Origin of the sequence: Pseudomonas paraglycinae (genome assembly GCF_021601625.1) — a bacterium.
GTDB lineage: Bacteria > Pseudomonadota > Gammaproteobacteria > Pseudomonadales > Pseudomonadaceae > Aquipseudomonas > Aquipseudomonas paraglycinae.
Genome location: NZ_BQHR01000020.1, coordinates 70,779 through 92,661, shown reverse-complemented (window position 1 = coordinate 92,661; position 21,883 = coordinate 70,779). Strand labels below are relative to the sequence as shown.

Below are 21,883 nucleotides of genomic sequence, written 5' to 3'. Positions count from 1 at the left end.
CACTTTCTTGTGCAGCTCAAACTATCTGCGGGCGGCTCATGTCCACGGTGGGAGCTGGCTTGCCAGCGAAGACGTCGGGACTGACAGCACTGTCATCCGCCACCAACCGCAGATTCAGTCGCAATCCCGACGGGCCGTTCTCGGCCCACAGGGTTCCGCCCTGGCGTTGCACCGCGTTCCTCGCGATGCTCAGTCCCAGACCAAATCCACCGTCCCCCGGCCGCGAGCCGTCGAGGCGAATGAAGGGCGAGAAGATCCGTTCCAGATCCGCCTCGTCCACGCCGCCGCCCTCGTCCTCCAGCCACAGGTGCCAGTAATCGCCATCTCGCCGACCATCGAGCCGCACGATGCCTCCCGGTGGCGAATGGCGAATCGCATTGCGCAGGATGTTTTCCAGAGCCTGGGCCAGGGTGTTGAGATTGCCGCGCACCCAGCAGGAAGCTTCAACCCCGCACTGCAACTGCCTGATCGGGCAGCAACTTTCGTAGCAGGCGTTTTCGGTGAGCATTTCCCATAGCGCCTGAATCTGAATCGCTTCGTCCGGCAACGGTGCGCGTTCGGTGTCGAGCCAGGCCAGTTGCAGGGTGTCTTCCACCAACCGCTGCATCACGTCGACTTCGCGACCGATGCGCTCGCGCAACGGTTGCAGTTGCTGCTCGCTTTCGCTGGCGACCCGCAACCGGCTCAGAGGCGTACGCAGTTCGTGGGACAAATCGCGCAGCAGCTGCTGTTGCAGGGCGACGGTGGATTGCAGGCGTTCGGACATCGAGTCGAAGGCGCGGGCCAGTTCACCGAGCTCATCGGGGCGCTGGGTGATGCCGCTCGACAACCGCACATTCAATTGATCGGCGCGCCAGGCATTGGCCTGCTCGCGAAGATTGTTCAGCGGCACCACCAGCAGGCGATACAGGCCGACGCACAGCAGCAAGGTGAACAGACCGGGAATCACACCGTTGGTGATGACGCGCCAGAACACCCGGTATTTCCCCGGCAGGAATCGCTCGGGCAACTCGATCACCAGACTGCCGGCAGTCGGGTCAGTGGGGAACGGGACCCGCAGCCACGGCCGGCCCTTTTTGTGAATCGGCCAGTCAAGGCCTCGCAGGAAAGTCAGGTGCTGAAGCTCTTGAGTGCTCAACGGCTGGCTGCCCAGCGACTGCAGGTTGCCACCGATCACGCCGACCCAGCCGGCTTCGCGCAGCTCCATGCTTTGCAACCAGCTATCAATGCCATCGCGCTCGCCCTGCTGCCAGGCGCGTTCGGCCTCGGCGGCATAACGGCTCAGCGTGCGGCGGGCGTCGTCGGAGAGGAACTGGTTGCGCTGTTCCATGTACCGGCCCCAAGACCAGCTCAACCAGATCATCAGCAGACAGAACGCCACCAGCAGGCAGGCGAGTTTCCAGAACAGCGAGTGCCGGCCCGGCAGGTCAGACACTTTCATCGACGGCACTCAGGACGTAACCCTTGCCCCACACCGTGCGCACTTCACGCTCGGTGTAGCCGACCGACTTGAGTTTGCGGCGGATCTGGCTGATGTGCATGTCGAGGCTGCGGTCGTGGGCCGCATAACCGCGCTGAAGAACGTGCTGATAAAGGAAGGCCTTGCTCAGCACTTCCTCGTCGTTGCGGTTGAGGGTTTCCAGCAGGCGGTATTCGCTGCGGGTCAGGCCGGCGGGCTGGTCGAGGTAGAACACGTCGCACTGCTCGTCGTCGAAACGCAGCCCGCCGACCGGCACCACCGGGGCGATGGCCGCCGGACGACGGTCTAGGGCGACCCGGCGCAGGATCGCTTCGATCCGCACATGCAGCTCGGCCATGCTGAAGGGCTTGGGCAGATAGTCGTCTGCGCCGAGGCGAAACCCGCTGATACGGTCGGCTTCGGCACCGAGGGCTGACATCAGCAGCACCGGCGTGGAATGGCTCTGACGCAGTTGGGTCAGGACGTTCAGACCGTCCAGCCCCGGCAACAGAATGTCCATCAGCACCACATCGAACGGCTGGCGCCGGGCAATGCTCAGGCCTTCGCTGCCGTTCTGGCACCAGGTAACCTGGAAGCCGCTGCGACCCAGTTGTTCATGGACATAGGCACCGAGGACGGGATCGTCTTCGATGGAAAGAATGCGGGGTTGGCCAATAGAGACAGGAGTCATGACTATCTGCAAATAATTCTCAGTTGGGCGATTATTCAAGATTGCCCGGCGCCCGGCAACCCAAGCTTGACCTGTCGGACAGATGACCGGCCTGCGAGTGAACAACCACGACATCATTTTTCCCAAGATTGCCCGCAAGCAAATCGCTACACTGCGCCGATACCGCGTGCCGGACGCACGTGTGAGTCAACGATCAGCGGGATGCAGGAGAAAGGCGTGCTCAAGAAACTGGGAATCAAAGGTCGCGTGTTGCTGCTGACCCTGTTGCCGACCAGCCTGATGGCACTGGTGCTGGGCGGGTATTTCACCTGGACGCAGCAGTCCGACCTGCAAGCCCAATTGATGCAGCGCGGCGAAATGATCGCCGAGCAACTGGCCCCGCTGGTAGCACCGGCCATGGGCCACGGCGATGCCGAACTGCTCGAGCGCATCGCCACCCAGTCTCTCGAACAACCGGACGTGCGCGCCGTGACCTTCCTCGCGCCCGACCGCTCGCCACTCGCCCACGCCGGCCCGACCATGCTCAATCAGGCGCCCAGCGGCGACAGCGCGCATTTGCTGCGACGCAGCGGCAACGACGCCACGCGCTATCTGCTGCCGGTTTTCGGTAAACACCGCAACCTCGCCGGCGAACTGATCCCGCAAGAGTCCGACCGCCTGCTCGGCTGGGTCGAACTGGAGCTGTCGCACAACGGCATGCTGTTGCGCGGCTATCGAAGCCTGTTCGCCAGCCTGCTGCTGATCGGCGCGGGTCTGGCCGGCGCCGCCTTGCTGGCCTTGCGCATGGGCCGCACGATCAACCGCCCGCTGAGCCAGATCAAACAGGCCGTCGCGCAGCTCAAGGACGGTCACCTGGAAACCCGTCTGCCGCCATTGGGCAGTCAGGAGCTGGATGAACTGGCGTCCGGCATCAACCGCATGGCCGGCACCCTGCAAAACGCCCGCGAAGAATTGCAGCACAGCGTCGATCAGGCCACCGAAGACGTGCGCCAGAACCTGGAAACCATCGAGATCCAGAACATCGAGCTGGACCTGGCCCGCAAGGAAGCGCTGGAAGCGAGCCGGATCAAATCCGAATTCCTCGCCAACATGAGCCACGAGATCCGTACACCGCTCAACGGCATTCTCGGTTTCACCCACCTGTTGCAGAAAAGCGAGCTGACCCCGCGCCAGCTCGACTACCTGGGCACCATCGAAAAATCCGCCGACAGCCTGCTGGGGATCATCAACGAGATCCTCGATTTCTCGAAGATCGAGGCCGGCAAACTGGTGCTCGACCATATTCCGTTCAACCTGCGCGACCTGTTGCAGGACACCCTGACCATCCTCGCCCCCGCTGCCCACGCCAAGCAGCTGGAACTGGTGAGTCTGGTGTACCGCGACACGCCGCTGTCGCTGGTCGGCGATCCGCTGCGCCTCAAGCAGATCCTGACGAATCTGGTGAGCAACGCGATCAAGTTCACCCGCGAAGGCACCATCGTCGCCCGCGCCATGCTCGAAGAAGAAAACGACGACAGCGTGCAGTTGCGCATCAGCATTCAGGACACCGGCATCGGTTTGTCGAACGAGGACGTGCGCGCGTTGTTCCAGGCCTTCAGCCAGGCTGACAACTCGCTGTCGCGCCAACCCGGCGGCACCGGTCTGGGGCTGGTGATTTCCAAGCGCCTGATCGAGCAGATGGGCGGCGAGATCGGGGTCGACAGCACGCCGGGCGAAGGTTCGGAATTCTGGATCAGCCTGAACCTGCCCAAGACCCGCGACGACGCCGAAGACCTGCCCTGCGCGCCGTTGCTCGGGCGCCGGGTGGCGGTGCTGGAAAACCACGAACTGGCGCGTCAGGCCCTGCAGCATCAACTGGAAGACTGCGGCCTCGATGTCACGCCGTTCAATACCCTGGAAAGCCTGACCAATGGCGTTACCGGCGCCCATCAGACCGATCAGGCGATCGATCTGGCGGTGCTCGGCATCACCAGTAACGATATGCCGCCGGAGCGCCTCAACCAGCACATCTGGGACCTTGAGCACCTTGGTTGCCGAGTGCTGGTGTTGTGCCCGACCACCGAACTGACGCTGTATCACCTTTCGGTGCCCAACCCTCACAGCCAGCTGCAATCGAAACCGGCCTGCACCCGCAAACTGCGCCGGGCCTTGTCGGACATGGTCAACCCGCGCCAGCCGCGCAGCGAACCGGGCGAGCCGTTGTCGAGCCGCGCGCCGAAAGTGCTGTGCGTCGACGACAACCCGGCCAACCTGTTGCTGGTGCAGACGCTGCTCGAAGACATGGGCGCCAAGGTGCTGGCCGTGGAAAGCGGTTACGCCGCGGTCAAGGCGGTGCAGAACGAAACCTTCGATCTGGTGCTGATGGACGTGCAGATGCCCGGCATGGACGGACGCCAGAGCACCGAAACCATCCGCCAGTGGGAAAGCGAGCGGCATTGCACGCCGCTGCCGATCGTCGCCCTCACCGCCCACGCCATGGCCAATGAAAAACGCGCGCTGCTGCAAAGCGGCATGGACGACTACCTGACCAAGCCGATCAGCGAGCGGCAACTGGCGCAAGTCGTGCTGAAGTGGACGGGCCTGGCGTTGCGCAATCAGGCGCCGGACCGTGGCGGCGAAAGCCTGCTGGGCAATCAGGAATTGCCAATTCTCGATCACGAAGAAGGTTTGCGCCTGGCTGCCGGCAAGGCGGATCTGGCGGCGGACATGCTGGCGATGCTGCTGGCTTCGCTCGAGGCCGACCGCGAAGCCATCCGCACCGCCCGCGACAGTCAGGATCAGAACAGTCTGCTCGAACGGGTGCACCGTCTGCACGGCGCCACCCGTTACTGCGGTGTGCCGCAATTGCGCGCCGCCTGCCAGCGCAGCGAAACCCTGCTCAAGCAGCAGGACCCCAAGGCATCGACTGCGCTGGACGAGCTGGAGCGGGCAATCAATCGCCTGGCGGCCCAGGCGAAGATCAGCGCCTGATCCACGGCAATGCCGGTCAACGCCGACGCAGCTAAAGTTGTCGCGGGTGATTTGCGCCCGCGTCGATGCTCCAGGAGGATTTCATGCGCACGATCGTTTTCAGCAGCCAGACCTACGACCGCGACAGTTTCCTCGCCGCCGACTGCCCGGCCGGGATCGAACTGCACTTTCAGCCAGCCCGGCTCAGTCTCGATACCGCAGCGCTGGCCGAACATCACGAAGTAGTCTGCGCGTTCATCAACGATGACCTCAGCGCCCCGGTGCTGGAGCGTCTGGCCGCGGGCGGCACTCGCCTGATCGCCTTGCGTTCGGCCGGCTACAACCATGTGGATCTGGCCGTCGCCAAACGTCTGGGGCTGGCCGTCGTGCGCGTACCGGCCTACTCGCCCCATGCGGTGGCCGAACATGCGGTGGCGTTGATCCTCGCCCTCAACCGTCGCCTGCATCGCGCCTACAACCGCACCCGCGAAGGCGATTTCAGCCTGCACGGTCTTACCGGTTTCGATCTGGTGGGCAAGACGGTAGGCATTGTCGGCACCGGACAGATCGGCGCGACCTTCGCGAAGATCATGCACGGCTTCGGCTGCGAACTGCTGGCCTACGACCCTTACCCGAACCCTGCCGTCGAAGCGTTGGGCGCGCGCTACCTCAGCCTGCCGGACCTGCTGGCGCAAGCACGGATCATCAGCCTGCACTGCCCGCTCAACGAACAGAGCAAACACCTGATCAACCGCGATTCGCTGGCGCACATGCAACCGGGGGCGATGCTGATCAACACCGGGCGCGGCGGTCTGGTGGACACGCCGGCGCTGATCGACGCCCTGAAGGACGGCCAGCTCGGTTATCTGGGACTGGATGTGTATGAAGAGGAGGCGCAGCTGTTCTTCGAAGATCGCTCCGATCTGCCGCTACAGGACGACGTGCTGGCGCGGCTGCTGACGTTCCCGAATGTGATCGTCACCGCGCATCAGGCATTCCTGACCCATGAGGCGCTGGGCGCGATTGCCGCGACCACCTTGCACAACATCGCGACCTGGGCGGCGGGTACGCCGCAGAACCAGGTCGAAGGCTGAACGATCAGACTCAGACCGGAGGCGGCGTCGGGGTAATCGCCACGCACAGGATCAACAGCGCCAGCCAGCCGAACCCCAGCAAACGTTGCTTGAGGGAGTGGCCGCTGCGCAGCAGGAACCAGACAAACACCAGCGGCATCAGAAACGCCATGATCTTCAGCCAGCCTTCCACCGGGCGCGAACCGTCCGGGTTCAACACCGGTTCGACAGGCTGCGAACGACGGCGTCGCCCCGCCGCGGCCGGCATGATCTTCGGCCGCTCGGGGGCCGGCGGCGGAACGAAGGCCTCGGGCACTGCCTTGTTACGCGGCAGGCTGCCAAAGGAAATCGTCGACGCGCCCTTTTCGGCGTGAGGAGCCTGTGCATCTGCCAGCGGAGCCCCGCAATGAATGCACGCCGTGGCTTCTGAGCTGATGCTCCGCTTGCATTCATAACATTCGATCAGCGCCATGTTCCGTTCCTTGAAAATGAAGGCGGCAGTTTGCCACGACTGTGGTGTCGATTTGAACCGGATCGAAGGTCGCACGCGCGCATCATTCTGCAATCAAGCCCGTGCTAGCATGTCGCGCATATTTGGAGGACCCATGGTCGAACACGATTTCCGCTACACCCTGATGAACCCGCAACATACCCTCACCGAATGCCGCGCCCTGGTTCCGGGCCGCTATCAGGTCACCGGCAACGGTGGCTCGATCCGCATCGGCGACGTGCTGGTCGTGACCCTCAAAGGCAGCAAGGACTTGTCCATGCGCCTGACCGTCGACACCGTCCGCCACCTGATCAACCCGCCGGGTCAATGGACTGCCATGACCACCGGCCCGGTGTTCGGTGAACTGGCGATCCACACCTGGCAGGTCAACTGCGACAGCTGCGCCAAGGAGCTGAGCTTCGAATTCGCCGTGGACGCCAAGCTCGGCAAACCTGCGGAAAAACCGGCCGCCACGGCACGTATTGCGGAGCTGGGCTGGAAAGCCGTCGGCGACAAGCACCTGTGCTCGAAATGCCAGGAGCCGGCGTGATGAAACACCTGGCCCTGACCGCCGTTGTCGGCGCCGGCCTGATGGGTTGCGCCGCGGAACCTGTGCAACTGCAACAGAACCGCAGCTACATTCTGGAATGGATCGGCGAGCGTCCGCTGATGGACTACAGCCACCTGACAGTGACCCTCGGCGATGATGGCCGGGCGTACGGTAATGGCGGCTGCAACCACTGGTTCGCGCCGTACACTCTGGAAGGCGACAAGCTGAGCTTCGGCAAGATCGGCAAAACCCGCAAACTGTGTGCCCCGGCGCTGATGGAGCAGGAGCAACGCTTCCTCCAGGCCCTGGAACACGTGGAACGCTGGGATATCTCGCCGATCGAGCAGATGCGCTTTTGGCCGGCTGAAGGCAAGCCGTTGCGCTGGTGGCTGGAAGAAGGTTGATGCTTTAGATCGCCAAGCCCCTCACCCTAACCCTCCCGAAACGTCGGACCGCCCAAAGGGAGAGGGGACTGATTGGGGGATATTGGAGAGATACGCCGACCTGAAAGACCTTCACCGAATCCATAACCAACCGGATTCCACTCTGACGAATCTTCAGTCGACCTGATCTTCCAGGTCGATGGAAATCGCCAGACACCTCGGTCGGCCCCCTCTCCCTTCGGGAGAGGGCTGGGGTGAGGGATGCTTTTTAGCGGCAACTCAATTTGTAGCCTGCAACGCCTCAAGCTTCGCCATCACCCCCGCCGCCGTCTGCTCGCCCATCAACTGTTCCCGCACCTTGCCCTTGTTGTCGATGATGTAAGTCACCGGCAAGGCTTCACTGCGCGGCAGCTCGAACAGTTCCGCCGGGTCCTGCGCCAGCACGGTGAACTTGATGCCCAGCTTCTCGCTGGCGCTCTTCAGCTCTTCACCCTGCACGTTGTCGAAGTTGACCCCGAACACGCCGATCTTCTTGCCCTTGAGCTCGTCGGCCAGGTGATTGAGTTCCGGGATTTCCGTGCGGCACGGGCCGCACCATTCGGCCCAGTAATTGAGCACGACCCATTGTTTGTCGAGGCGCTCGGACGCCACTTTCTGTCCGTTCTGGTCGATGCCGTAGTCGTTACCGCAGCCCCCCAGCATCAACGCCCCGATGATCGTCAATGCCGCTACCAGTGCCCGTGTCATGTCGTGTTCCTTGTGAAAAATTGAATGCGCCTGCGACCCATCGCCTCCCAAGGTTCTGGATTGCGCGCTGCACAGTTAGAATAGCCGCCACTCTACGCAAGAAGCGACCCGCCCATGACCGATCTGACGCTTTATCACAACCCGCGCTGCTCGAAATCCCGCGGTGCGCTCGAACTGCTCGAAGCCCGTGGCCTGACACCAAACGTGGTGCGCTACCTCGAAACCCCGCTGGACGCCGCGCAGATCAAGGCCTTGCTCGGCAAGCTGGGAATCAGCGCACGGCAACTGCTGCGCACCGGCGAAGACGAATACAAGACCCTGAACCTGGCCGACGTCAGTCTCACCGAGAAACAATTGATTGAAGCGATCGCGGCCCATCCGAAGTTAATGGAGCGACCGATTCTCGAAGCCGGCGACAAAGCCGTCATCGGCCGTCCACCGGAGCAGATCCTGGAGCTGCTGCCGTGAGTGCGCCGTACATTCTGGTTCTGTATTACAGCCGCAGCGGCTCGACCAACGAGATGGCCCGGCAGATTGCCCGTGGCGTCGAGCAGGCCGGTCTCGAAGCGCGCCTGCGCACCGTGCCGGCGATCTCCACCGAGTGCGAAGCCGTGGCACCGGACATTCCGGATGAAGGCGCGCTGTACGCCACTTTGGATGACCTGAAGAACTGCGCCGGCCTGGCCCTCGGCAGCCCGACCCGTTTCGGCAACATGGCCGCGCCGCTCAAGTACTTCCTCGACGGCACCAGCAACCTGTGGCTGACCGGCGCACTGGTCGGCAAGCCGGCCGGAGTGTTCACGTCCACCGCCAGCCTGCACGGCGGTCAGGAAACCACCCTGCTGTCGATGATGCTGCCGCTGCTGCACCACGGCATGCTGATCACCGGCCTGCCCTACAGCGAATCGGCGCTGCTGGAAACCCAGGGCGGCGGCACGCCGTACGGCGCCAGCCATCACGCCGGGGCCGACGGTAAAAGCGGTCTCGATCAGCACGAAGTGGCGCTGTGCCGCGCCCTCGGCGCACGTCTGGCCAAGACGGCCCGGAAACTGGGGAACTGAGATGGCCAGAAAGCCGAAAGTCCTGCCCGCCGTAGAGTGGCTGGAGCCGCGGGTGCGGGCGATGCGGGTGATCAGTCTGCTGTGCTTTTTCGGCTTGGCCGGACTGCTCGCCGCTTATTACCTGATGTTCGCCGACCTGCACGGCGCGCGGCCGTGGGTGATTCTGCTGATCGAGCTGATCCCGTGGATCGTGCTCGCACCGGCGATGATCATGGGCAGCGCACGCGGGCATTCGTGGATGTGCTTTGTGGTGAATCTGTATTTCATCAAAGGCGCGCTGGCGGCGTATGACCCGAGCCGGCAGCTGTTCGGCGTGCTGGAGATGATCGCCAGTCTGGCGGTGTTCTGCTCGGCGCTGTTGTATGTGCGGTGGCGGTATCAGCTGAATCGCAAACTGGCGGGCGAAGGCGAAGTCTCCGTCGCCTGACTGCTCGCCAGATCGCCGAGCTAACCGAGTTCACCGAGTCTGCCGGGATCGTTCCCACGCTCTGCGTGGGAATGCCGCCCGGGACGCTCTGCGTCCCTGAGACGCGGAGCGTCTCTTTATGCATTCCCACGCGGACGGTTCGACGCCTCGACGTGGGAACGATCGCTTTGAACTCAATGGTTGACGGTGTAAGCCAGCATCATCGAGATCTGGCTCATCGGCCGTCCACCGCTTTCTTCATGCCACTGGTTGAACGCGTTCTGCACCGTCGCCAGATCTCGCAGGCTGCTCGGCACCTTGTCGACGATCTTCTGTGCATTCAGCGCCGCGACCACGTCGTAGCTCGGCACGAACGTATCCTTGCCAACCATCCGCAAGAACCGTGGCGCCGACAGCCCGCCCAATTGATGACCGTGCTTTTTCAGGTAGGTCCACAAACCGACGATATCGGTCACCGGCCAGTCGGCGAGCAACGCACCGAAACTGCCCTTCTCTTTCTCGACGTCCAGAATGAACTGCGCATTGCGCGGCACGCTCTTGAGCTTGCCCAGGTGACGGATGATCCGCGCATCCTGCATCAGTCGCTCAAGGTGTTCGGCGCTCATCAGCACGACCTTTTCCGGGTCGAACTTGAAGAACACTTCTTCGAAGGCCGGCCACTTGGCGTCCACCAGACTGTGCTTGAGCCCGGCACGAAACACCCGCAGGGCCATGGTCGAGAGATAACGGTCGTCGCTGATCTTGCGCAGTTGCGCCGGGGTCTTGGGAACGGGCAGATGGGCTTCCAGTTCAGCCGCCGAACCGAAGCGGTTCAGACAGTATTCGTGCAGCCACTTGTAGTCGCGCATGCCCTCTCCTAAAAAATGAATTGAAAACGGCGCCCGCGAGCGCCGTTTCTTTCGAGCGATCAGATCACTTACAGGTTCACCACATTGACGAAACGCGAAGCCGCCGTCTCGTCGATCTTCAGGCTGGTGAAATCAAACAGGTTACGGTCAGCCAGTTGCGACGGGATCACGTTCTGCAGGCTGCGGAAGATGCTTTCGGTACGGCCCGGGGTCTTGCGCTCCCAGTCCACCAGCATTTCCTTGACCACCTGACGCTGCAGGTTTTCCTGGGAACCGCAGAGGTTGCACGGGATGATCGGGAATTGCTTGAAGTCCGAGTAGGCCTGGATGTCTTTCTCGTTGCAGTAGGCCAGCGGACGGATGACCACGTTGCGGCCGTCGTCGGCGCGCAGCTTCGGCGGCATGGCCTTGAGGCTGCCGTTGAAGAACATGTTGAGGAAGAACGTCTCTACGATGTCGTCGCGGTGATGACCGAGGGCCATTTTGGTCGCGCCGATTTCGTCGGCGAAGGTGTACAGCGTGCCGCGACGCAGGCGCGAGCACAGCGAGCAGGTGGTCTTGCCTTCCGGGATCAGCTCCTTGACCACCGAGTAGGTGTCCTTCTCGACGATGTGGTACTCGATGCCCAGCTCTTTCAGGTAGGCCGGCAGCACGTGCTCGGGGAAACCCGGCTGCTTCTGGTCCATGTTCACGGCGACGATCTCGAACTTGATCGGTGCAACCTTCTGCAGGTGCATCAGCACGTCGAGCATGGTGTAGCTGTCCTTGCCCCCGGACAGGCAGACCATGACCTTGTCGCCGTCTTCGATCATGTTGAAGTCGGTGACGGCTTCGCCGGCCAGGCGGCGCAGGCGCTTTTGCAGTTTGTTCTGGTTGACCGTAAGAGTGCCCATGACGCGAAATCCGTGAGGTGTGACGAAAGGCGGGCATTTTACGCAAAAACACTTCGCTTGTGGCCACAGGTTGTCGCCGCTTACAGCGCCCGTTTGCACAGACCCCGACGCGATTACCCCGCGGTTTTACAGCGCGATTTGCTCTAAGCCCCTATCACCTGTGCGGTTAAGACCTTTCTATACTGCGACATAAGGTCGCACACAATCTGAAGACCTGTATTTGCTCGGCCGCATTGGCCCGTAGGCGCTCCGCTGGGGGGCGATGGCAATAACGAGAGGAGTGACTGGCATGATCCATCACGTAGTGGGACTTTTTACCCACCCCGATCAGGAATGGAAGGAAATCCGTGGCGACCAGGAAGAAAGCATCAGCCACATGTACCTGACGCACACGCTGATTCTGGCGGCGATCCCCGCTGTTTCGGCATTTATCGGCACGACTCAGGTCGGCTGGGTGATCGGCAACCGCGCACCGGTGATGCTCACCGTCGAAAGCGCGTTGTGGATGACGATCATGTCTTACCTGGCAATGCTCGGCGGAGTCGCGGTCATGGGTGCCTTCGTGCACTGGATGGCCCGCACCTATGACGCCAACCCGAGCCTGGCCCGTTGCGTGGCATTTGCCACCTACACCGCGACACCGTTGTTCGTCGGCGGGCTGGCGGCGCTCTATCCACACATGTGGCTGGGGATGATCGTCGGCACGGCGGCCATCTGCTACACGGTTTACCTTTTGTATGTGGGGCTGCCGACCTTCATGAACATTCCGTCCGACGAGGGTTTCCTGTTTTCCAGCTCGGTGCTGGCGGTGGGTCTGGTGGTGCTGGTCGCCATCATGGCGTTTACCGTGATTGTCTGGGGTCTGGGCGTGGGGCCTGTCTACACCAATTAACGACCGGTTCCTCCCGAGAAGAACAAGATCCGCCAACACAGGCCGCCGCAAGGCGGCCTTCTCATGCCTGGAATGAACGTCGCGACCATTCGGCAGTTTGGCGATACGCAACGCCGAAAGGTTGCGGCATACTCCAAATCTCTGGAGATCCATCAAGCATGCCCGAGCAACTCAATACCCGCGTCGAAGACTGTTTCCAACTCGCTGAATCCTTTTTCAAACGTCCCTTCAAACGCCCCGTGGTGAGCCTCAAGCTGCGCGGGCAAAAAGCCGGGGTCGCGCATCTGCACGAGAACCTGCTGCGCTTCAATCCGCAGCTGTACCGGGAAAACACCGAACATTTCCTCAAGCAGACCGTGGCCCACGAAGTCGCGCACCTGATCGCCCATCAACTGTTCGGCGACCGCATCCAGCCCCACGGCGAGGAGTGGCAACTGATCATGCGCGGCGTTTACGAATTGCCGCCGGACCGCTGCCATACCTATGAAGTCAAACGCCGCAGCGTGACCCGCTACATCTATAAATGCCCGTGTGCCGATAGCGATTTTCCGTTTTCGGCGCAGCGCCATAGCCTGGTCAGGCAGGGGCGGCGCTATCTGTGCCGGCGCTGTCGCAACACATTGGTGTTCAGTGGCGAGATGCGGGTCGAGTAACCCACGAGCTACGCGATGACTTTCGCGGCGCGTAATTCGGCAATCCGCTCAGGACTCAACCCCAACTCCGTCAACACCTGATCTGTATGCTGCCCCAGCGCTGCCCCCACATGCCGCGGCGCCGGCAACGCCTCGGAAAACTTCAGCGGACAGGCGATCTGCGCCTGCACCGTGCCATCACCGCGGGGCACCTGGGTCACCAGTTCCCGCGCCTGCAATTGCGGATGCTGCACCGCCTCGCCCAGGTTCAACACCGGCTCGACGCAGGCATCGATCCCGGCGAACAGCTCGCACAGTTCGGCAAAGTCATGCTTCTCGAACTCGATCCTCAAGGCTTCCTTCAGCGCACGTTGCTGCTCGGGTCTGGGTGACAAGCCCTGCGCCGCCAGTTCCGGCCGGCCCAGCGCCGCACACAGTTGCTGCATGAAGGCCGGTTCCAGACTGCCCACCGACATCCAGCGCCCGTCGCGGGAGCGGTAGTAATCGTAGAAGCTGCCGCCATTGAGCATCTGATCCTCCCAGCCCGGCTCCTCGCCGCAGGCCAGATACCCGGCACCGGCCATGGCGTTCAGGCTGAACGCGCAATCGGTCATGCTCACATCCAGATGGGTGCCCTGCCCGGTCTGCTGGCGGGAAATCACCGCCGCCAACAAGCCGATCACCCCGTGCAGCGAGCCGCCGGCGACATCCGCCACCTGCATGCCCAGCGGCAACGGCCCGCTGTCGGCGCGGCCGGTGTAGCTGGAGAGCCCGGCCAGCGCCAAATAGTTGATGTCGTGGCCGGCGCGATCCTTGTACGGTCCGGTCTGGCCGTAACCGGTGATCGACACATAAATCAGCTTCGGATTGATCGCCTTCAGCGCCTCGTAACCCAGCCCCAGCCGCTCCATCACACCGGGGCGAAACTGTTCCAGCACGATGTCGTAATTCACCAGCAACTGCTTCACCAGCTCCAACGCCTCGGGCTGCTTGAGGTCCAGCGCCAGGCTGCGCTTGTTGCGGTTGAGATAAGCGTGACTGGCCGAGACGCCGTGATCGTGAGGCGGCAACACCCGCACCAAGTCGAGGCGGGTCGGCGATTCGATGCGCAGCACTTCGGCGCCCATATCCGCCAGCAGCAGCGAGGCAAACGGCCCCGGCAGCAGGGTCGAGAAATCCAGAATCTTCAGTGAGGCCAGCGGTGCAGACATGGGCAATCTCCATCAACGATGCATGCAGCCTAGGCAGCCATCGGCGATGGGGCAATTACCGGATCCATCAGTTGCGCTGACCGTTGCGCTCAAACAGCAGGCAAGAAAAAACCCGCCGAAGCGGGTTTTTCCATTCAAGCGATGCTTACTTCACATTGCTCGGGGTCGGGCCTTCGGCCACGCCCAGGTCATCTTCCTCACGCTCGTCGGAGATACCACGACCGCCCGAGGCCAGCTCGGATTGCAGCACATCGGTGTCCAGCTCCTTGACCCACTTGGCCACGACGATGGTGGCTACGGCGTTACCGACCAGGTTGGTCAGGGCGCGGGCTTCGGACATGAAGCGGTCGATACCGAGGATCAGTGCCAGACCGGCCACCGGCAGGTGACCTACCGCCGACAGGGTGGCCGCCAGTACGATGAAGCCCGAACCGGTCACACCGGCTGCGCCTTTGGAGGACAGCAGCAACACTACCAGCAGAGTGATCTGGTGAGTGATGTCCATGTGGGTGTCGGTCGCCTGAGCGATGAACACGGCCGCCATGGTCAGGTAGATCGCGGTGCCGTCGAGGTTGAACGAGTAGCCGGTCGGGATCACCAGACCTACCACCGATTTCTTCGCGCCCAGACGCTCCATCTTGATCAGCATGCGTGGCAGTACCGATTCCGAAGAGGAAGTACCCAGCACGATCAGCAGCTCTTCACGGATGTAGCGGATCATCTTCAGCACGCTGAAGCCGTGCATGCGGGCGATACCGCCGAGCACGATCAGGATGAACGCCAGGCAGGTGATGTAGAAGCAGATCATCAGTTGACCCAGCTGCACCAGCGAGCCGACGCCGTAGGCACCGATGGTGAACGCCATCGCACCGAAGGCACCGATTGGCGCGAGCTTCATGATCATGTTGATGATGTTGAACATCACGTGGGCGAAGCGATCGATGAAGTCCAGGATCGGCTTGCCGTAGGCACCCAGGCGATGCAGGGCGAAACCGAAGATCACCGAGAACATCAGCACTTGCAGAATGTCACCGGTGGCGAACGCGCCGACGATGGTGGTCGGGATCACGTTGAGCAGGAAGCCGACAACGCTCTGGTCTGCGCCTTGAGCAACATAGGTCGCGACTTTCGAGGCATCGAGGGTGCTGACGTCGATGTGCATCCCGTTGCCCGGTTGCACGATGTTGACCACGATCAGGCCGACCAGCAGGGCGATGGTCGAAACGATTTCGAAGTACAGGAGTGCGTAACCGCCGGTCTTGCCGACCGATTTCATGTTCTGCATGCCGGCGATGCCGCTGACCACGGTGCAGAAGATGATCGGGGCGATGATCATTTTGATCAGTTTGATGAACCCGTCACCCAGCGGCTTTACGGCCACGCCGAACTGCGGGTAGTAGTGGCCGAGCGCAATACCGATACAGATTGCGACGATCACCTGGAAATACAGGGATTTGTACAGTGGCTGACGAGTCGTCATTGCAAAGTTCCTCAAGAGTCCCGCGTGGCAACATCCATCTGTTGAACGCGAAACCTGAATTGCGAACCCTCCTGCACTGGAGGGATTTGTTGTGTCGAACGGCGCTTTCCGGACCGGCTCGGCGCACGCTTCTGTCGCTCTTATCGCAAACGTCGTGCCACTTTGGTGCAAATCGCTGCAAGCCTTTTGATATCAGGGGATCCGGCTTTTTCTGTGTCACCGTTCGGTTACTCAAGTGTGGCGGATTTCCGCCAACTCGCCCGACCTCGTCCTACAATTTGGCGGAAATCCGCCTTGTTACCGATCAAAGGCAGCCGCTACCATCGGTCGCCAGAGGAAGGATCTGCCGCTCATGCGCGAACGCACCATCGCCAGTCACTTTGCCCGCGCCGCCCTCGGTGGCGCGCGGCGCTCGGGTTACGACTATTCGGACCTGCTGCAGCAACTGGGCATCAGCCCCGAACTGCTCGACGAGCCGCGCGCGCGGATCGCCCCGGAACAATTCACCCAGCTGATCCAGAACCTGTGGCTGGCGCTGGACGACGAATACCTGGGTTTTGGCAACGCTCCGAGCAAACCCGGCAGCTTCGCCATGATGTGCCACGCCATCATCCATTGCCGCAGCCTGGAGAAGGCTCTGCAACGCGGCTTATTGTTTTATAGCCTATTCCCCGAAGCCCCGCGCCTGACCCTGAGCCATGAAGACGAATGGGTACGTCTGAGCCTCGACGATGCGCAATTGTGGGACCCGGATCACTTTCTCAGCGAGAGCCTGCTGGTGATCTGGCATCGCCTCGGCAGCTGGCTGATCGGCCAGCGGATTCGTCTGGAACAGGCGAGCTTCAGCTACCCGAAACCGGCGCACGGGGCGGAATACGATCTGCTGTTTTCCTGCCCGCTGGAATTTTCGGCAACGCAAAGCAGCCTGGTGTTTCACAGCCGTTATCTGCACATGCCGCTGTTGCAGGATGAACGCACCCTCAAGCATTTCCTCGAACGCTCCCCCGCCGACCTGCTGTCCCGCCCGGACGACGGCAACAGCCTGAGCAGCCGGCTGCGCCGTTTGCTTAGCCATGACAGCGCACGCTGGCCGGACCTCGAAGCCGTGGCCGCGCACCTGCACATCAGCCCGCAAACCCTGCGCCGGCATCTGCGCGAGGAAGGCACCAGTTTTCAGGAATTGAAGGATCAGTTGCGCCGGGACATCGCAATTTATCACCTGGGGCGGGCCGATCTGTCGTTGCAACAGATCGCCGAACAGCTCGGGTTTTCCGAGCCGTCGGCGTTTCACCGGGCGTTCAAGAAGTGGACGGGGCTGACGCCGGGGGCTTATCGGGCGCAGGAGCAGTGAGGCCAAAGATCAAAAGCCCCCTCACCCTAACCCTCCCGAAACGTCGGACCGCCCAGAGGGAGAGGGGACTGATTGGGGGATGCTCAATAAATACGCCGACCTGGAAGCTTGCTGTTGAATCCATATTCGATGCAAATCGCTCAGGTCGATCATTTTCTAGAGACACTTCGATCAGTTCCCTCTCCCTCTGGGAGAGGGTTAGGGTGAGGGCCGATCGTTTTCACACCGCAGGAAAATGAATCCTGAATGCCGCCCCGCCCATCGGTGAATCGCCCAGCGTCAGTTTCGCGCTGTAGCTCTCGATGATGTCCTTGACCACTGCCAGCCCGATCCCCTGCCCTGGGTGCTGGCGATCCAGGCGTTCGCCGCGTTCGAGAATCCGTGCGCGCTGATCCGGTGGTACGCCGGGGCCGTCGTCTTCGATGCACAGCTCCATTCCGGAATGGCTTTCGCGCACGCTGATGCGCACTTCGCCCAGACACAGGCGATAGGCGTTTTCCAGCAGGTTGCCCATCATTTCCAGCAAGGCCCCCTGCTCGATCGGCACGTAACAGTGCTCCGGCAGATCGAAGGCGACGCGCACGTGTTTGTCGCGGTAGACCTTGTCCAGCGTGTCGCACAGGCTTTGCAGCACCGGGCGCAGGCGCACCTGATGGCGTACCAGACCGCTTTTGCGCAGGCTGGCGCGTTGCAACTGATAGCCGATCTGCTGGCTCATGCGTTCGATCTGGGTTTGCAGCACCCACGCCTGATCGCGGTCTTCGGGGCGCTGGGCCATGTCTTCGCTGACGCCTTGCAATACCGCCAGCGGGGTTTTCAGGCTGTGGGCCAGATCGTCGAGGGAATCGCGGTACCGGCTGCGCTGCTGGCGTTCGCTGTGCAGCAAGCGGTTGAGGGAACCGGTCAGGCGCAGCAGTTCACGCGGGTGCTGTTCGCTGAGGCTTTCAAGGGTTCCGCCTTCGATTTCGTCGAGTTCCTGACTGAGCCGGCGCAAGGCTTTCAGGCCCCAGGTCAGGCCGATCCACAGCAGCGCCAGCAGCACCAGCAATGCCGCGCCAAAACCGAGGTAGAGATTTTCCCGCAGGCCTTCGAGGGTGGTTTCGTATTCGCGCACCGGTTGCAGGGCCACGATACTGAAGGCTGCACTCTTGCCGCCGAGCAGTTTGACTTCAACGTCGTAGACGAAGAATTCCTGGCCGTTGGCTTCACGGATCCGCGCGAACTCGTTGCCAAGGCCGTCGTAGCGCGGCGTGTAGTTGATCTTCTCTTCCTGGGTGCCCTTCGAGCGCCAGACCAGATGCCCTTCGCGGTCATAGATGTAGCCGAGCAGGCGATTGTCCGTGAGGTTGAAGCGCTCGTCGGGCAACTGTGCCGGCATCATCAAGCGGTTGTTTTCAACCCGCGCGGCGGAGATCAGCGTGGTGACATCGGACGCCAGCCGCTGCTCGATCGAGTCCTGCAGCGCCAGGCTGAACGCGCCCTGCATCGCCGGGAGCAACGCGAGCATGAACAACACCGCCAGGGTCGTGGCGGCAAGCATCAGCCGGACGCGAAGGGAACGGATCAAGTGCAGCGCTCATTGAACAGGTAACCGAGGCCGCGCACGGTGTCGATCGGCTTGAACCCGGCCGGACCTTCGAGCTTGCGGCGCAGTCGGCCGACCAGCACTTCGATCACGTTCGGATCGCGCTCGTCGTCATCCGGGTACAACTGCTCCATCAACCGATCCTTGGGCACCACCTGCTGGTGATGGCGCATGAGGTATTCGAGGATCCGGTACTCGTAGGCGGTCAGCGCCAGCGGTTGCTCGTCGAGGGTCGCCTGCTTGCGATTGAGGTCGAGCAACAGCGGGCCGGCGACGATGGTCGACTGGGTGAAACCGCTGGAGCGGCGCAGCAACGCATTGAGCCGCGCTTCAAGTTCTTCGAACTGGAACGGCTTGACCAGATAATCGTCAGCCCCGGCTGCCAGACCTTCGACCTTGTCCTGCCAGTTGCCGCGCGCGGTGAGGATCAGGATCGGAAACGTCTTGGCGCCCGAGCGCAGCTGGCGGATCAGGTCGAGGCCACTCATGCCCGGCAGTCCAAGGTCGATCACCGCCAGGTCAAAGTTGAATTGCCCGGTCTGGTACAACGCCTCTTCGGCATTGGCCACGGACTCGACCACGTGACCGCTCTCCGTCAGGCGGGTTTGCAGGTGATGGCGCAACAGCGCTTCATCTTCGACGACCAACAGTTTCATGACGCTCTCCCGGGTAAATCGACAACTCCAAAGGCTTTCGCCTCACATGGCTGCGCCGGGTCGCCCCTCAAAGGACGACCCGGCGCGGGCCTGACGCCAATCGCTTAGAAAGCGTAGTTGGCCGACAGGTAAGTCTGGGCGCTGCTGGTCAAATCCAGCGAGCCTTGCTTGCTGCCGCCGCTCTCTTTCATCTCGGTGCTGGCGTTGCTGCGCAGGTAACGGTAACCGAGTTCGACCGAGGTGTTCTGCGAGACTTGCTGCAACACACCGAACTGGCCGCCGACGGCGTAACCGATGTCGCTGTCACGGCTGTAGCTCGGCGAATCCTGGGTCAACTTGGTCAGACCGGCCGTGGCACCGCCGAACAGCTTGGTGCTGCTGCCCACCGGGTAGAACAGATCGTAGCTGCCCAGCAGGTTTTCCTGGCGCAGTTTAATGCCATTGTGCGAGCCGGACACGTTGTCGTAGGTGGCGTAGTAGCGACCCTGGCTGTTTTGCTGACCCAGGCGCAGGCCGTAGGTGTTGTTGCCGTCGATGGCCGCGGTGGCATCCGGATGGCCGAGGTTGTCGTTCAGGGCGTTGGATTTTTTGATCTTGTCGCTGGTCTGGCCAAAGGTCAGGCCGGCGAAGTTGGTGGTGGTGTCGGCGTGGGCGGCGATGCTTGCGCTCATGACGGTGAAAGCCAGCAGCAGTTTGTTCAAACGAGTCATTGAGTGTTCCTCAGTTGTGCTCTTCGGGTATGGCGCAAGGTTACTGGCCCTCCCCTGTACCGCCCCTGAACGCTCTCTGAACCTGGCCTGAATGAAATGAACTAGGCTGTTTTGACCCCTTTATTGTCCGGAGACCCGATCATGCGCCTGCTTCTAACCCTCGCCCTCCTTGTCTTCAGCGGCCTCAGCCAGGCTGCGATCAAGACCGAGGAAATCCCCTACCAGAGCGCCGACGGCACGAAGCTGATCGGGTACTACGCCTACGACGATGCGATCAAGGGCCCGCGCCCCGGCGTGGTGGTGGTGCATGAATGGTGGGGCCTGAACGACTACGCCAAACGCCGCGCCCGGGATCTCGCCGGGCTCGGCTACAGCGCGCTGGCCATCGACATGTACGGTGAAGGCAAGAACACCGAGCACCCGAAAGACGCAATGGCGTTCATGCAGGCCGCCACGCAAAACGCCGATGCGGCCAGCAAGCGCTTTCAGGCCGGGCTGGATCTGTTGAAGAAACAGCCGCAGACCGACAAGGATAAAATCGCCGCCATCGGCTACTGCTTCGGCGGTGGCGTGGTGCTGAATGCGGCGCGTCAGGGGGTGCCGCTGGCCGGTGTGGTGAGCTTCCACGGTGCGCTGGCCACCAAGACTCCGGCTACGCCGGGCAGCGTGAAGGCGAAAGTCCTCGTCGAACACGGCGCGCTGGACAGCATGGTCACGCCGGACAACGTCGCGGCGTTCAAGTCGGAAATGGACAAGGCCGGCGCCGACTATCAATTCGTCAGCCTCGACGGTGCCAAGCACGGGTTCAGCAATCCCGACGCGGATCGCCTGAGCCACGGCGATCACGGTGGCCCGGATATCGGCTACAACAAGGCCGCCGATGAAAAATCCTGGGCGGACATGCAGGCGTTCTTCAAGAAGATTTTTGGCTGAACCCGGTCGCCCCCTCGCGCTGATGCTGATCGCTCCCACGCTCCGCGTGGGAACGATCATGGATCGAGGCTTCGGCGTGGGAACGATCACTTCCTCTGCACTATCCAGCCCGAGGACAACCCGGCAAAATGCCGACATGACTGCCAGCCCTTTCCTCCCCGCCTGCTGTACCCCGCTCGATGCCCATTGGCCGCTGCCGACGGTGTTGCCCGACACTGTGCTGCTGAGCACCCATTTCGATCCGTCGCAATTGCTCGGTGATGACTTCCGCCGCAGCGCCATCGAGTCGCCGCCGAGCATTCAGCGTTCGGTGGCGAAGCGGCAGGCGGAATTCCTTGCAGGGCGGATTTGTGCACGGGCGGCGTTGCAGCAGTTGGAAGGCTCGAGCACTGTTCCGGCGATCGGCGAGGACCGCGCGCCGATTTGGCCGGCACACATCTGCGGCTCGATCACCCACAGCACCGGCCGTGCGGCGGCGATTGTCGCCAACAAACAGCACTGGCGCGGACTGGGCATGGACCTGGAAAACCTGCTCAACGCCGAACGCGCCGAACGACTGGCCGGAGAGATCCTGACCCCGCCGGAATTGCAGCGCATGGCCGCCGGTTCCCGGGATCAGATCGCACTCTGGGTGACCCTGACCTTTTCGGTGAAAGAAAGCCTGTTCAAGGCGCTGTACCCGATCGTGCAGCAGCGCTTCTACTTCGAACACGCCGAGGTTCTGGAGTGGAATGAACAGGGTCAGGTGCGGCTGCGGTTGCTGACGGATCTCTCCAGCGAATGGCGCAACGGCACGGAGCTCGATGCGCAATTCGGCGTGCAGGACGGGCAGTTGCTCAGTCTGGTCAGCATCCAGGCGTAA

The 21,883-nt window shown here is 62.1% G+C and carries 23 protein-coding genes; 12 read left to right on the top strand and 11 right to left on the bottom strand.

The features are described 5' to 3' along the window. Nucleotides 1-16: 16 nt before the first annotated feature. On the bottom strand, nt 17-1,441 hold the full coding sequence (locus tag L6D82_RS24665) for a sensor histidine kinase (RefSeq protein WP_129973966.1): 1,425 nt from the start codon (nt 1,439-1,441) through the stop codon (nt 17-19). Further along, nucleotides 1,428-2,150, bottom strand: a complete 723-nt coding sequence (locus tag L6D82_RS24660; RefSeq protein WP_127799380.1) for a response regulator transcription factor — start codon at nt 2,148-2,150, stop codon at nt 1,428-1,430. Before L6D82_RS24660 ends, L6D82_RS24665 begins: the two co-directional genes overlap by 14 nt. Before the next feature lie 216 nt (nt 2,151-2,366). On the opposite strand from L6D82_RS24660, the gene L6D82_RS24655 reads away from it, so the two are divergent. After that, nucleotides 2,367-5,120: a response regulator gene (locus tag L6D82_RS24655; protein WP_085745420.1), complete on the top strand. Its 2,754-nt coding sequence runs from the start codon at nt 2,367-2,369 to the stop codon at nt 5,118-5,120. Nucleotides 5,121-5,203: 83 nt separating this feature from the next. Beyond that, entirely contained in the window at nt 5,204-6,193 is a 990-nt protein-coding gene (locus L6D82_RS24650) for a 2-hydroxyacid dehydrogenase (RefSeq protein WP_102688138.1), read from the top strand. Nucleotides 6,194-6,203: 10 nt separating this feature from the next. Here L6D82_RS24650 and L6D82_RS24645 read toward each other — a convergent pair whose 3' ends face one another. Further along, nucleotides 6,204-6,644, bottom strand: coding sequence for a hypothetical protein (locus tag L6D82_RS24645; protein WP_085607393.1), 441 nt, complete (start codon nt 6,642-6,644; stop codon nt 6,204-6,206). Between the two features lie 133 nt (nt 6,645-6,777). On the opposite strand from L6D82_RS24645, the gene L6D82_RS24640 reads away from it, so the two are divergent. After that, a complete protein-coding gene (locus tag L6D82_RS24640) occupies nt 6,778-7,212 on the top strand; it encodes a hypothetical protein (RefSeq protein ID WP_236191835.1) in 435 nt (144 codons plus the stop codon). Next, nucleotides 7,212-7,616, top strand: a complete 405-nt coding sequence (locus L6D82_RS24635) for an META domain-containing protein (protein WP_039772881.1) — start codon at nt 7,212-7,214, stop codon at nt 7,614-7,616. The genes L6D82_RS24640 and L6D82_RS24635 overlap by 1 nt, the downstream gene beginning before the upstream one ends. Before the next feature lie 258 nt (nt 7,617-7,874). Here the strand turns inward: L6D82_RS24635 and L6D82_RS24630 are convergent, their stop codons facing one another. Then, complete coding sequence (locus L6D82_RS24630) at nt 7,875-8,342, bottom strand: TlpA disulfide reductase family protein (RefSeq protein ID WP_236191834.1); 468 nt, start codon at nt 8,340-8,342, stop codon at nt 7,875-7,877. Nucleotides 8,343-8,456: 114 nt separating this feature from the next. On the opposite strand from L6D82_RS24630, the gene arsC reads away from it, so the two are divergent. The 3 genes from arsC to L6D82_RS24615 are packed head-to-tail and all read left to right on the top strand — an operon-like array spanning nt 8,457 to nt 9,830. Further along, nucleotides 8,457-8,810 carry an arsenate reductase (glutaredoxin) gene (gene arsC, locus L6D82_RS24625; protein ID WP_119429776.1) on the top strand — a complete coding sequence of 118 codons (354 nt, stop codon included), beginning with the start codon at nt 8,457-8,459 and terminating at the stop codon, nt 8,808-8,810. Then, complete coding sequence (gene wrbA / locus L6D82_RS24620) at nt 8,807-9,403, top strand: NAD(P)H:quinone oxidoreductase (protein ID WP_085745100.1); 597 nt, start codon at nt 8,807-8,809, stop codon at nt 9,401-9,403. Before arsC ends, wrbA begins: the two co-directional genes overlap by 4 nt. A gap of 1 nt (nt 9,404) precedes the next feature. Beyond that, the gene (locus tag L6D82_RS24615; protein ID WP_085745101.1) at nt 9,405-9,830 is read left to right on the top strand and encodes a DUF2069 domain-containing protein; all 426 of its coding nucleotides are present in this window, start codon (nt 9,405-9,407) and stop codon (nt 9,828-9,830) included. Nucleotides 9,831-10,003: 173 nt separating this feature from the next. Here the strand turns inward: L6D82_RS24615 and L6D82_RS24610 are convergent, their stop codons facing one another. Both L6D82_RS24610 and ttcA read right to left on the bottom strand, forming a co-directional pair. Beyond that, nucleotides 10,004-10,678: a DNA-3-methyladenine glycosylase I gene (locus L6D82_RS24610; protein WP_085683575.1), complete on the bottom strand. Its 675-nt coding sequence runs from the start codon at nt 10,676-10,678 to the stop codon at nt 10,004-10,006. Nucleotides 10,679-10,746: 68 nt separating this feature from the next. Further along, nucleotides 10,747-11,571 carry a tRNA 2-thiocytidine(32) synthetase TtcA gene (ttcA, locus tag L6D82_RS24605; RefSeq protein ID WP_064598661.1) on the bottom strand — a complete coding sequence of 275 codons (825 nt, stop codon included), beginning with the start codon at nt 11,569-11,571 and terminating at the stop codon, nt 10,747-10,749. Nucleotides 11,572-11,860: 289 nt separating this feature from the next. Between ttcA and L6D82_RS24600 the strand changes: the two genes are divergently transcribed. Beyond that, nucleotides 11,861-12,463: a Yip1 family protein gene (locus tag L6D82_RS24600; RefSeq protein WP_007957761.1), complete on the top strand. Its 603-nt coding sequence runs from the start codon at nt 11,861-11,863 to the stop codon at nt 12,461-12,463. A gap of 158 nt (nt 12,464-12,621) precedes the next feature. Continuing rightward, a complete protein-coding gene (locus tag L6D82_RS24595; protein WP_007957760.1) occupies nt 12,622-13,116 on the top strand; it encodes a SprT family zinc-dependent metalloprotease in 495 nt (164 codons plus the stop codon). Between the two features lie 8 nt (nt 13,117-13,124). On the opposite strand, the gene L6D82_RS24590 is transcribed toward L6D82_RS24595, so the two are convergent. Beyond that, nucleotides 13,125-14,306 carry a CaiB/BaiF CoA transferase family protein gene (locus L6D82_RS24590; RefSeq protein WP_236191833.1) on the bottom strand — a complete coding sequence of 394 codons (1,182 nt, stop codon included), beginning with the start codon at nt 14,304-14,306 and terminating at the stop codon, nt 13,125-13,127. 145 nt (nt 14,307-14,451) lie between these two features. After that, nucleotides 14,452-15,786 (bottom strand): dicarboxylate/amino acid:cation symporter, encoded by a 1,335-nt coding sequence (locus L6D82_RS24585; RefSeq protein ID WP_064383574.1) that lies wholly within the window; start codon nt 15,784-15,786, stop codon nt 14,452-14,454. 352 nt (nt 15,787-16,138) lie between these two features. On the opposite strand from L6D82_RS24585, the gene L6D82_RS24580 reads away from it, so the two are divergent. Next, nucleotides 16,139-17,137: an AraC family transcriptional regulator gene (locus L6D82_RS24580; RefSeq protein ID WP_236191832.1), complete on the top strand. Its 999-nt coding sequence runs from the start codon at nt 16,139-16,141 to the stop codon at nt 17,135-17,137. Nucleotides 17,138-17,357: 220 nt separating this feature from the next. Here L6D82_RS24580 and L6D82_RS24575 read toward each other — a convergent pair whose 3' ends face one another. The 3 genes from L6D82_RS24575 to L6D82_RS24565 form a co-directional block, all read right to left on the bottom strand. After that, nucleotides 17,358-18,704, bottom strand: coding sequence for an ATP-binding protein (locus L6D82_RS24575; protein WP_085745104.1), 1,347 nt, complete (start codon nt 18,702-18,704; stop codon nt 17,358-17,360). Next, nucleotides 18,701-19,378: a response regulator transcription factor gene (locus tag L6D82_RS24570; RefSeq protein ID WP_085745105.1), complete on the bottom strand. Its 678-nt coding sequence runs from the start codon at nt 19,376-19,378 to the stop codon at nt 18,701-18,703. Before L6D82_RS24570 ends, L6D82_RS24575 begins: the two co-directional genes overlap by 4 nt. A 104-nt stretch (nt 19,379-19,482) precedes the next feature. Continuing rightward, complete coding sequence (locus tag L6D82_RS24565; RefSeq protein WP_007957751.1) at nt 19,483-20,088, bottom strand: hypothetical protein; 606 nt, start codon at nt 20,086-20,088, stop codon at nt 19,483-19,485. A 141-nt stretch (nt 20,089-20,229) separates the two neighbouring features. Between L6D82_RS24565 and L6D82_RS24560 the strand changes: the two genes are divergently transcribed. Both L6D82_RS24560 and L6D82_RS24555 read left to right on the top strand, forming a co-directional pair. Further along, the gene (locus L6D82_RS24560) at nt 20,230-21,021 is read left to right on the top strand and encodes a dienelactone hydrolase family protein (protein WP_102688145.1); all 792 of its coding nucleotides are present in this window, start codon (nt 20,230-20,232) and stop codon (nt 21,019-21,021) included. 136 nt (nt 21,022-21,157) lie between these two features. Further along, nucleotides 21,158-21,883, top strand: coding sequence for a 4'-phosphopantetheinyl transferase family protein (locus L6D82_RS24555; RefSeq protein WP_236191831.1), 726 nt, complete (start codon nt 21,158-21,160; stop codon nt 21,881-21,883).

Excerpts from the sequence above, each read along its gene's own strand:
- L6D82_RS24665 (WP_129973966.1), bottom strand. The coding sequence starts at position 1,441 with ATGAAAGTGTCTGACCTGCCGGGCCGGCACTCGCTGTTCTGGAAACTC.
- L6D82_RS24660 (WP_127799380.1), bottom strand. The coding sequence starts at position 2,150 with ATGACTCCTGTCTCTATTGGCCAACCCCGCATTCTTTCCATCGAAGAC.
- L6D82_RS24650 (WP_102688138.1), top strand. The coding sequence starts at position 5,204 with ATGCGCACGATCGTTTTCAGCAGCCAGACCTACGACCGCGACAGTTTC.
- L6D82_RS24645 (WP_085607393.1), bottom strand. The coding sequence starts at position 6,644 with ATGGCGCTGATCGAATGTTATGAATGCAAGCGGAGCATCAGCTCAGAA.
- L6D82_RS24640 (WP_236191835.1), top strand. The coding sequence starts at position 6,778 with ATGGTCGAACACGATTTCCGCTACACCCTGATGAACCCGCAACATACC.
- L6D82_RS24635 (WP_039772881.1), top strand. The coding sequence starts at position 7,212 with ATGAAACACCTGGCCCTGACCGCCGTTGTCGGCGCCGGCCTGATGGGT.
- L6D82_RS24630 (WP_236191834.1), bottom strand. The coding sequence starts at position 8,342 with ATGACACGGGCACTGGTAGCGGCATTGACGATCATCGGGGCGTTGATG.
- arsC (WP_119429776.1), top strand. The coding sequence starts at position 8,457 with ATGACCGATCTGACGCTTTATCACAACCCGCGCTGCTCGAAATCCCGC.
- L6D82_RS24615 (WP_085745101.1), top strand. The coding sequence starts at position 9,405 with ATGGCCAGAAAGCCGAAAGTCCTGCCCGCCGTAGAGTGGCTGGAGCCG.
- L6D82_RS24610 (WP_085683575.1), bottom strand. The coding sequence starts at position 10,678 with ATGCGCGACTACAAGTGGCTGCACGAATACTGTCTGAACCGCTTCGGT.
- ttcA (WP_064598661.1), bottom strand. The coding sequence starts at position 11,571 with ATGGGCACTCTTACGGTCAACCAGAACAAACTGCAAAAGCGCCTGCGC.
- L6D82_RS24600 (WP_007957761.1), top strand. The coding sequence starts at position 11,861 with ATGATCCATCACGTAGTGGGACTTTTTACCCACCCCGATCAGGAATGG.
- L6D82_RS24595 (WP_007957760.1), top strand. The coding sequence starts at position 12,622 with ATGCCCGAGCAACTCAATACCCGCGTCGAAGACTGTTTCCAACTCGCT.
- L6D82_RS24590 (WP_236191833.1), bottom strand. The coding sequence starts at position 14,306 with ATGTCTGCACCGCTGGCCTCACTGAAGATTCTGGATTTCTCGACCCTG.
- L6D82_RS24585 (WP_064383574.1), bottom strand. The coding sequence starts at position 15,786 with ATGACGACTCGTCAGCCACTGTACAAATCCCTGTATTTCCAGGTGATC.
- L6D82_RS24580 (WP_236191832.1), top strand. The coding sequence starts at position 16,139 with ATGCGCGAACGCACCATCGCCAGTCACTTTGCCCGCGCCGCCCTCGGT.
- L6D82_RS24570 (WP_085745105.1), bottom strand. The coding sequence starts at position 19,378 with ATGAAACTGTTGGTCGTCGAAGATGAAGCGCTGTTGCGCCATCACCTG.
- L6D82_RS24565 (WP_007957751.1), bottom strand. The coding sequence starts at position 20,088 with ATGACTCGTTTGAACAAACTGCTGCTGGCTTTCACCGTCATGAGCGCA.
- L6D82_RS24560 (WP_102688145.1), top strand. The coding sequence starts at position 20,230 with ATGCGCCTGCTTCTAACCCTCGCCCTCCTTGTCTTCAGCGGCCTCAGC.
- L6D82_RS24555 (WP_236191831.1), top strand. The coding sequence starts at position 21,158 with ATGACTGCCAGCCCTTTCCTCCCCGCCTGCTGTACCCCGCTCGATGCC.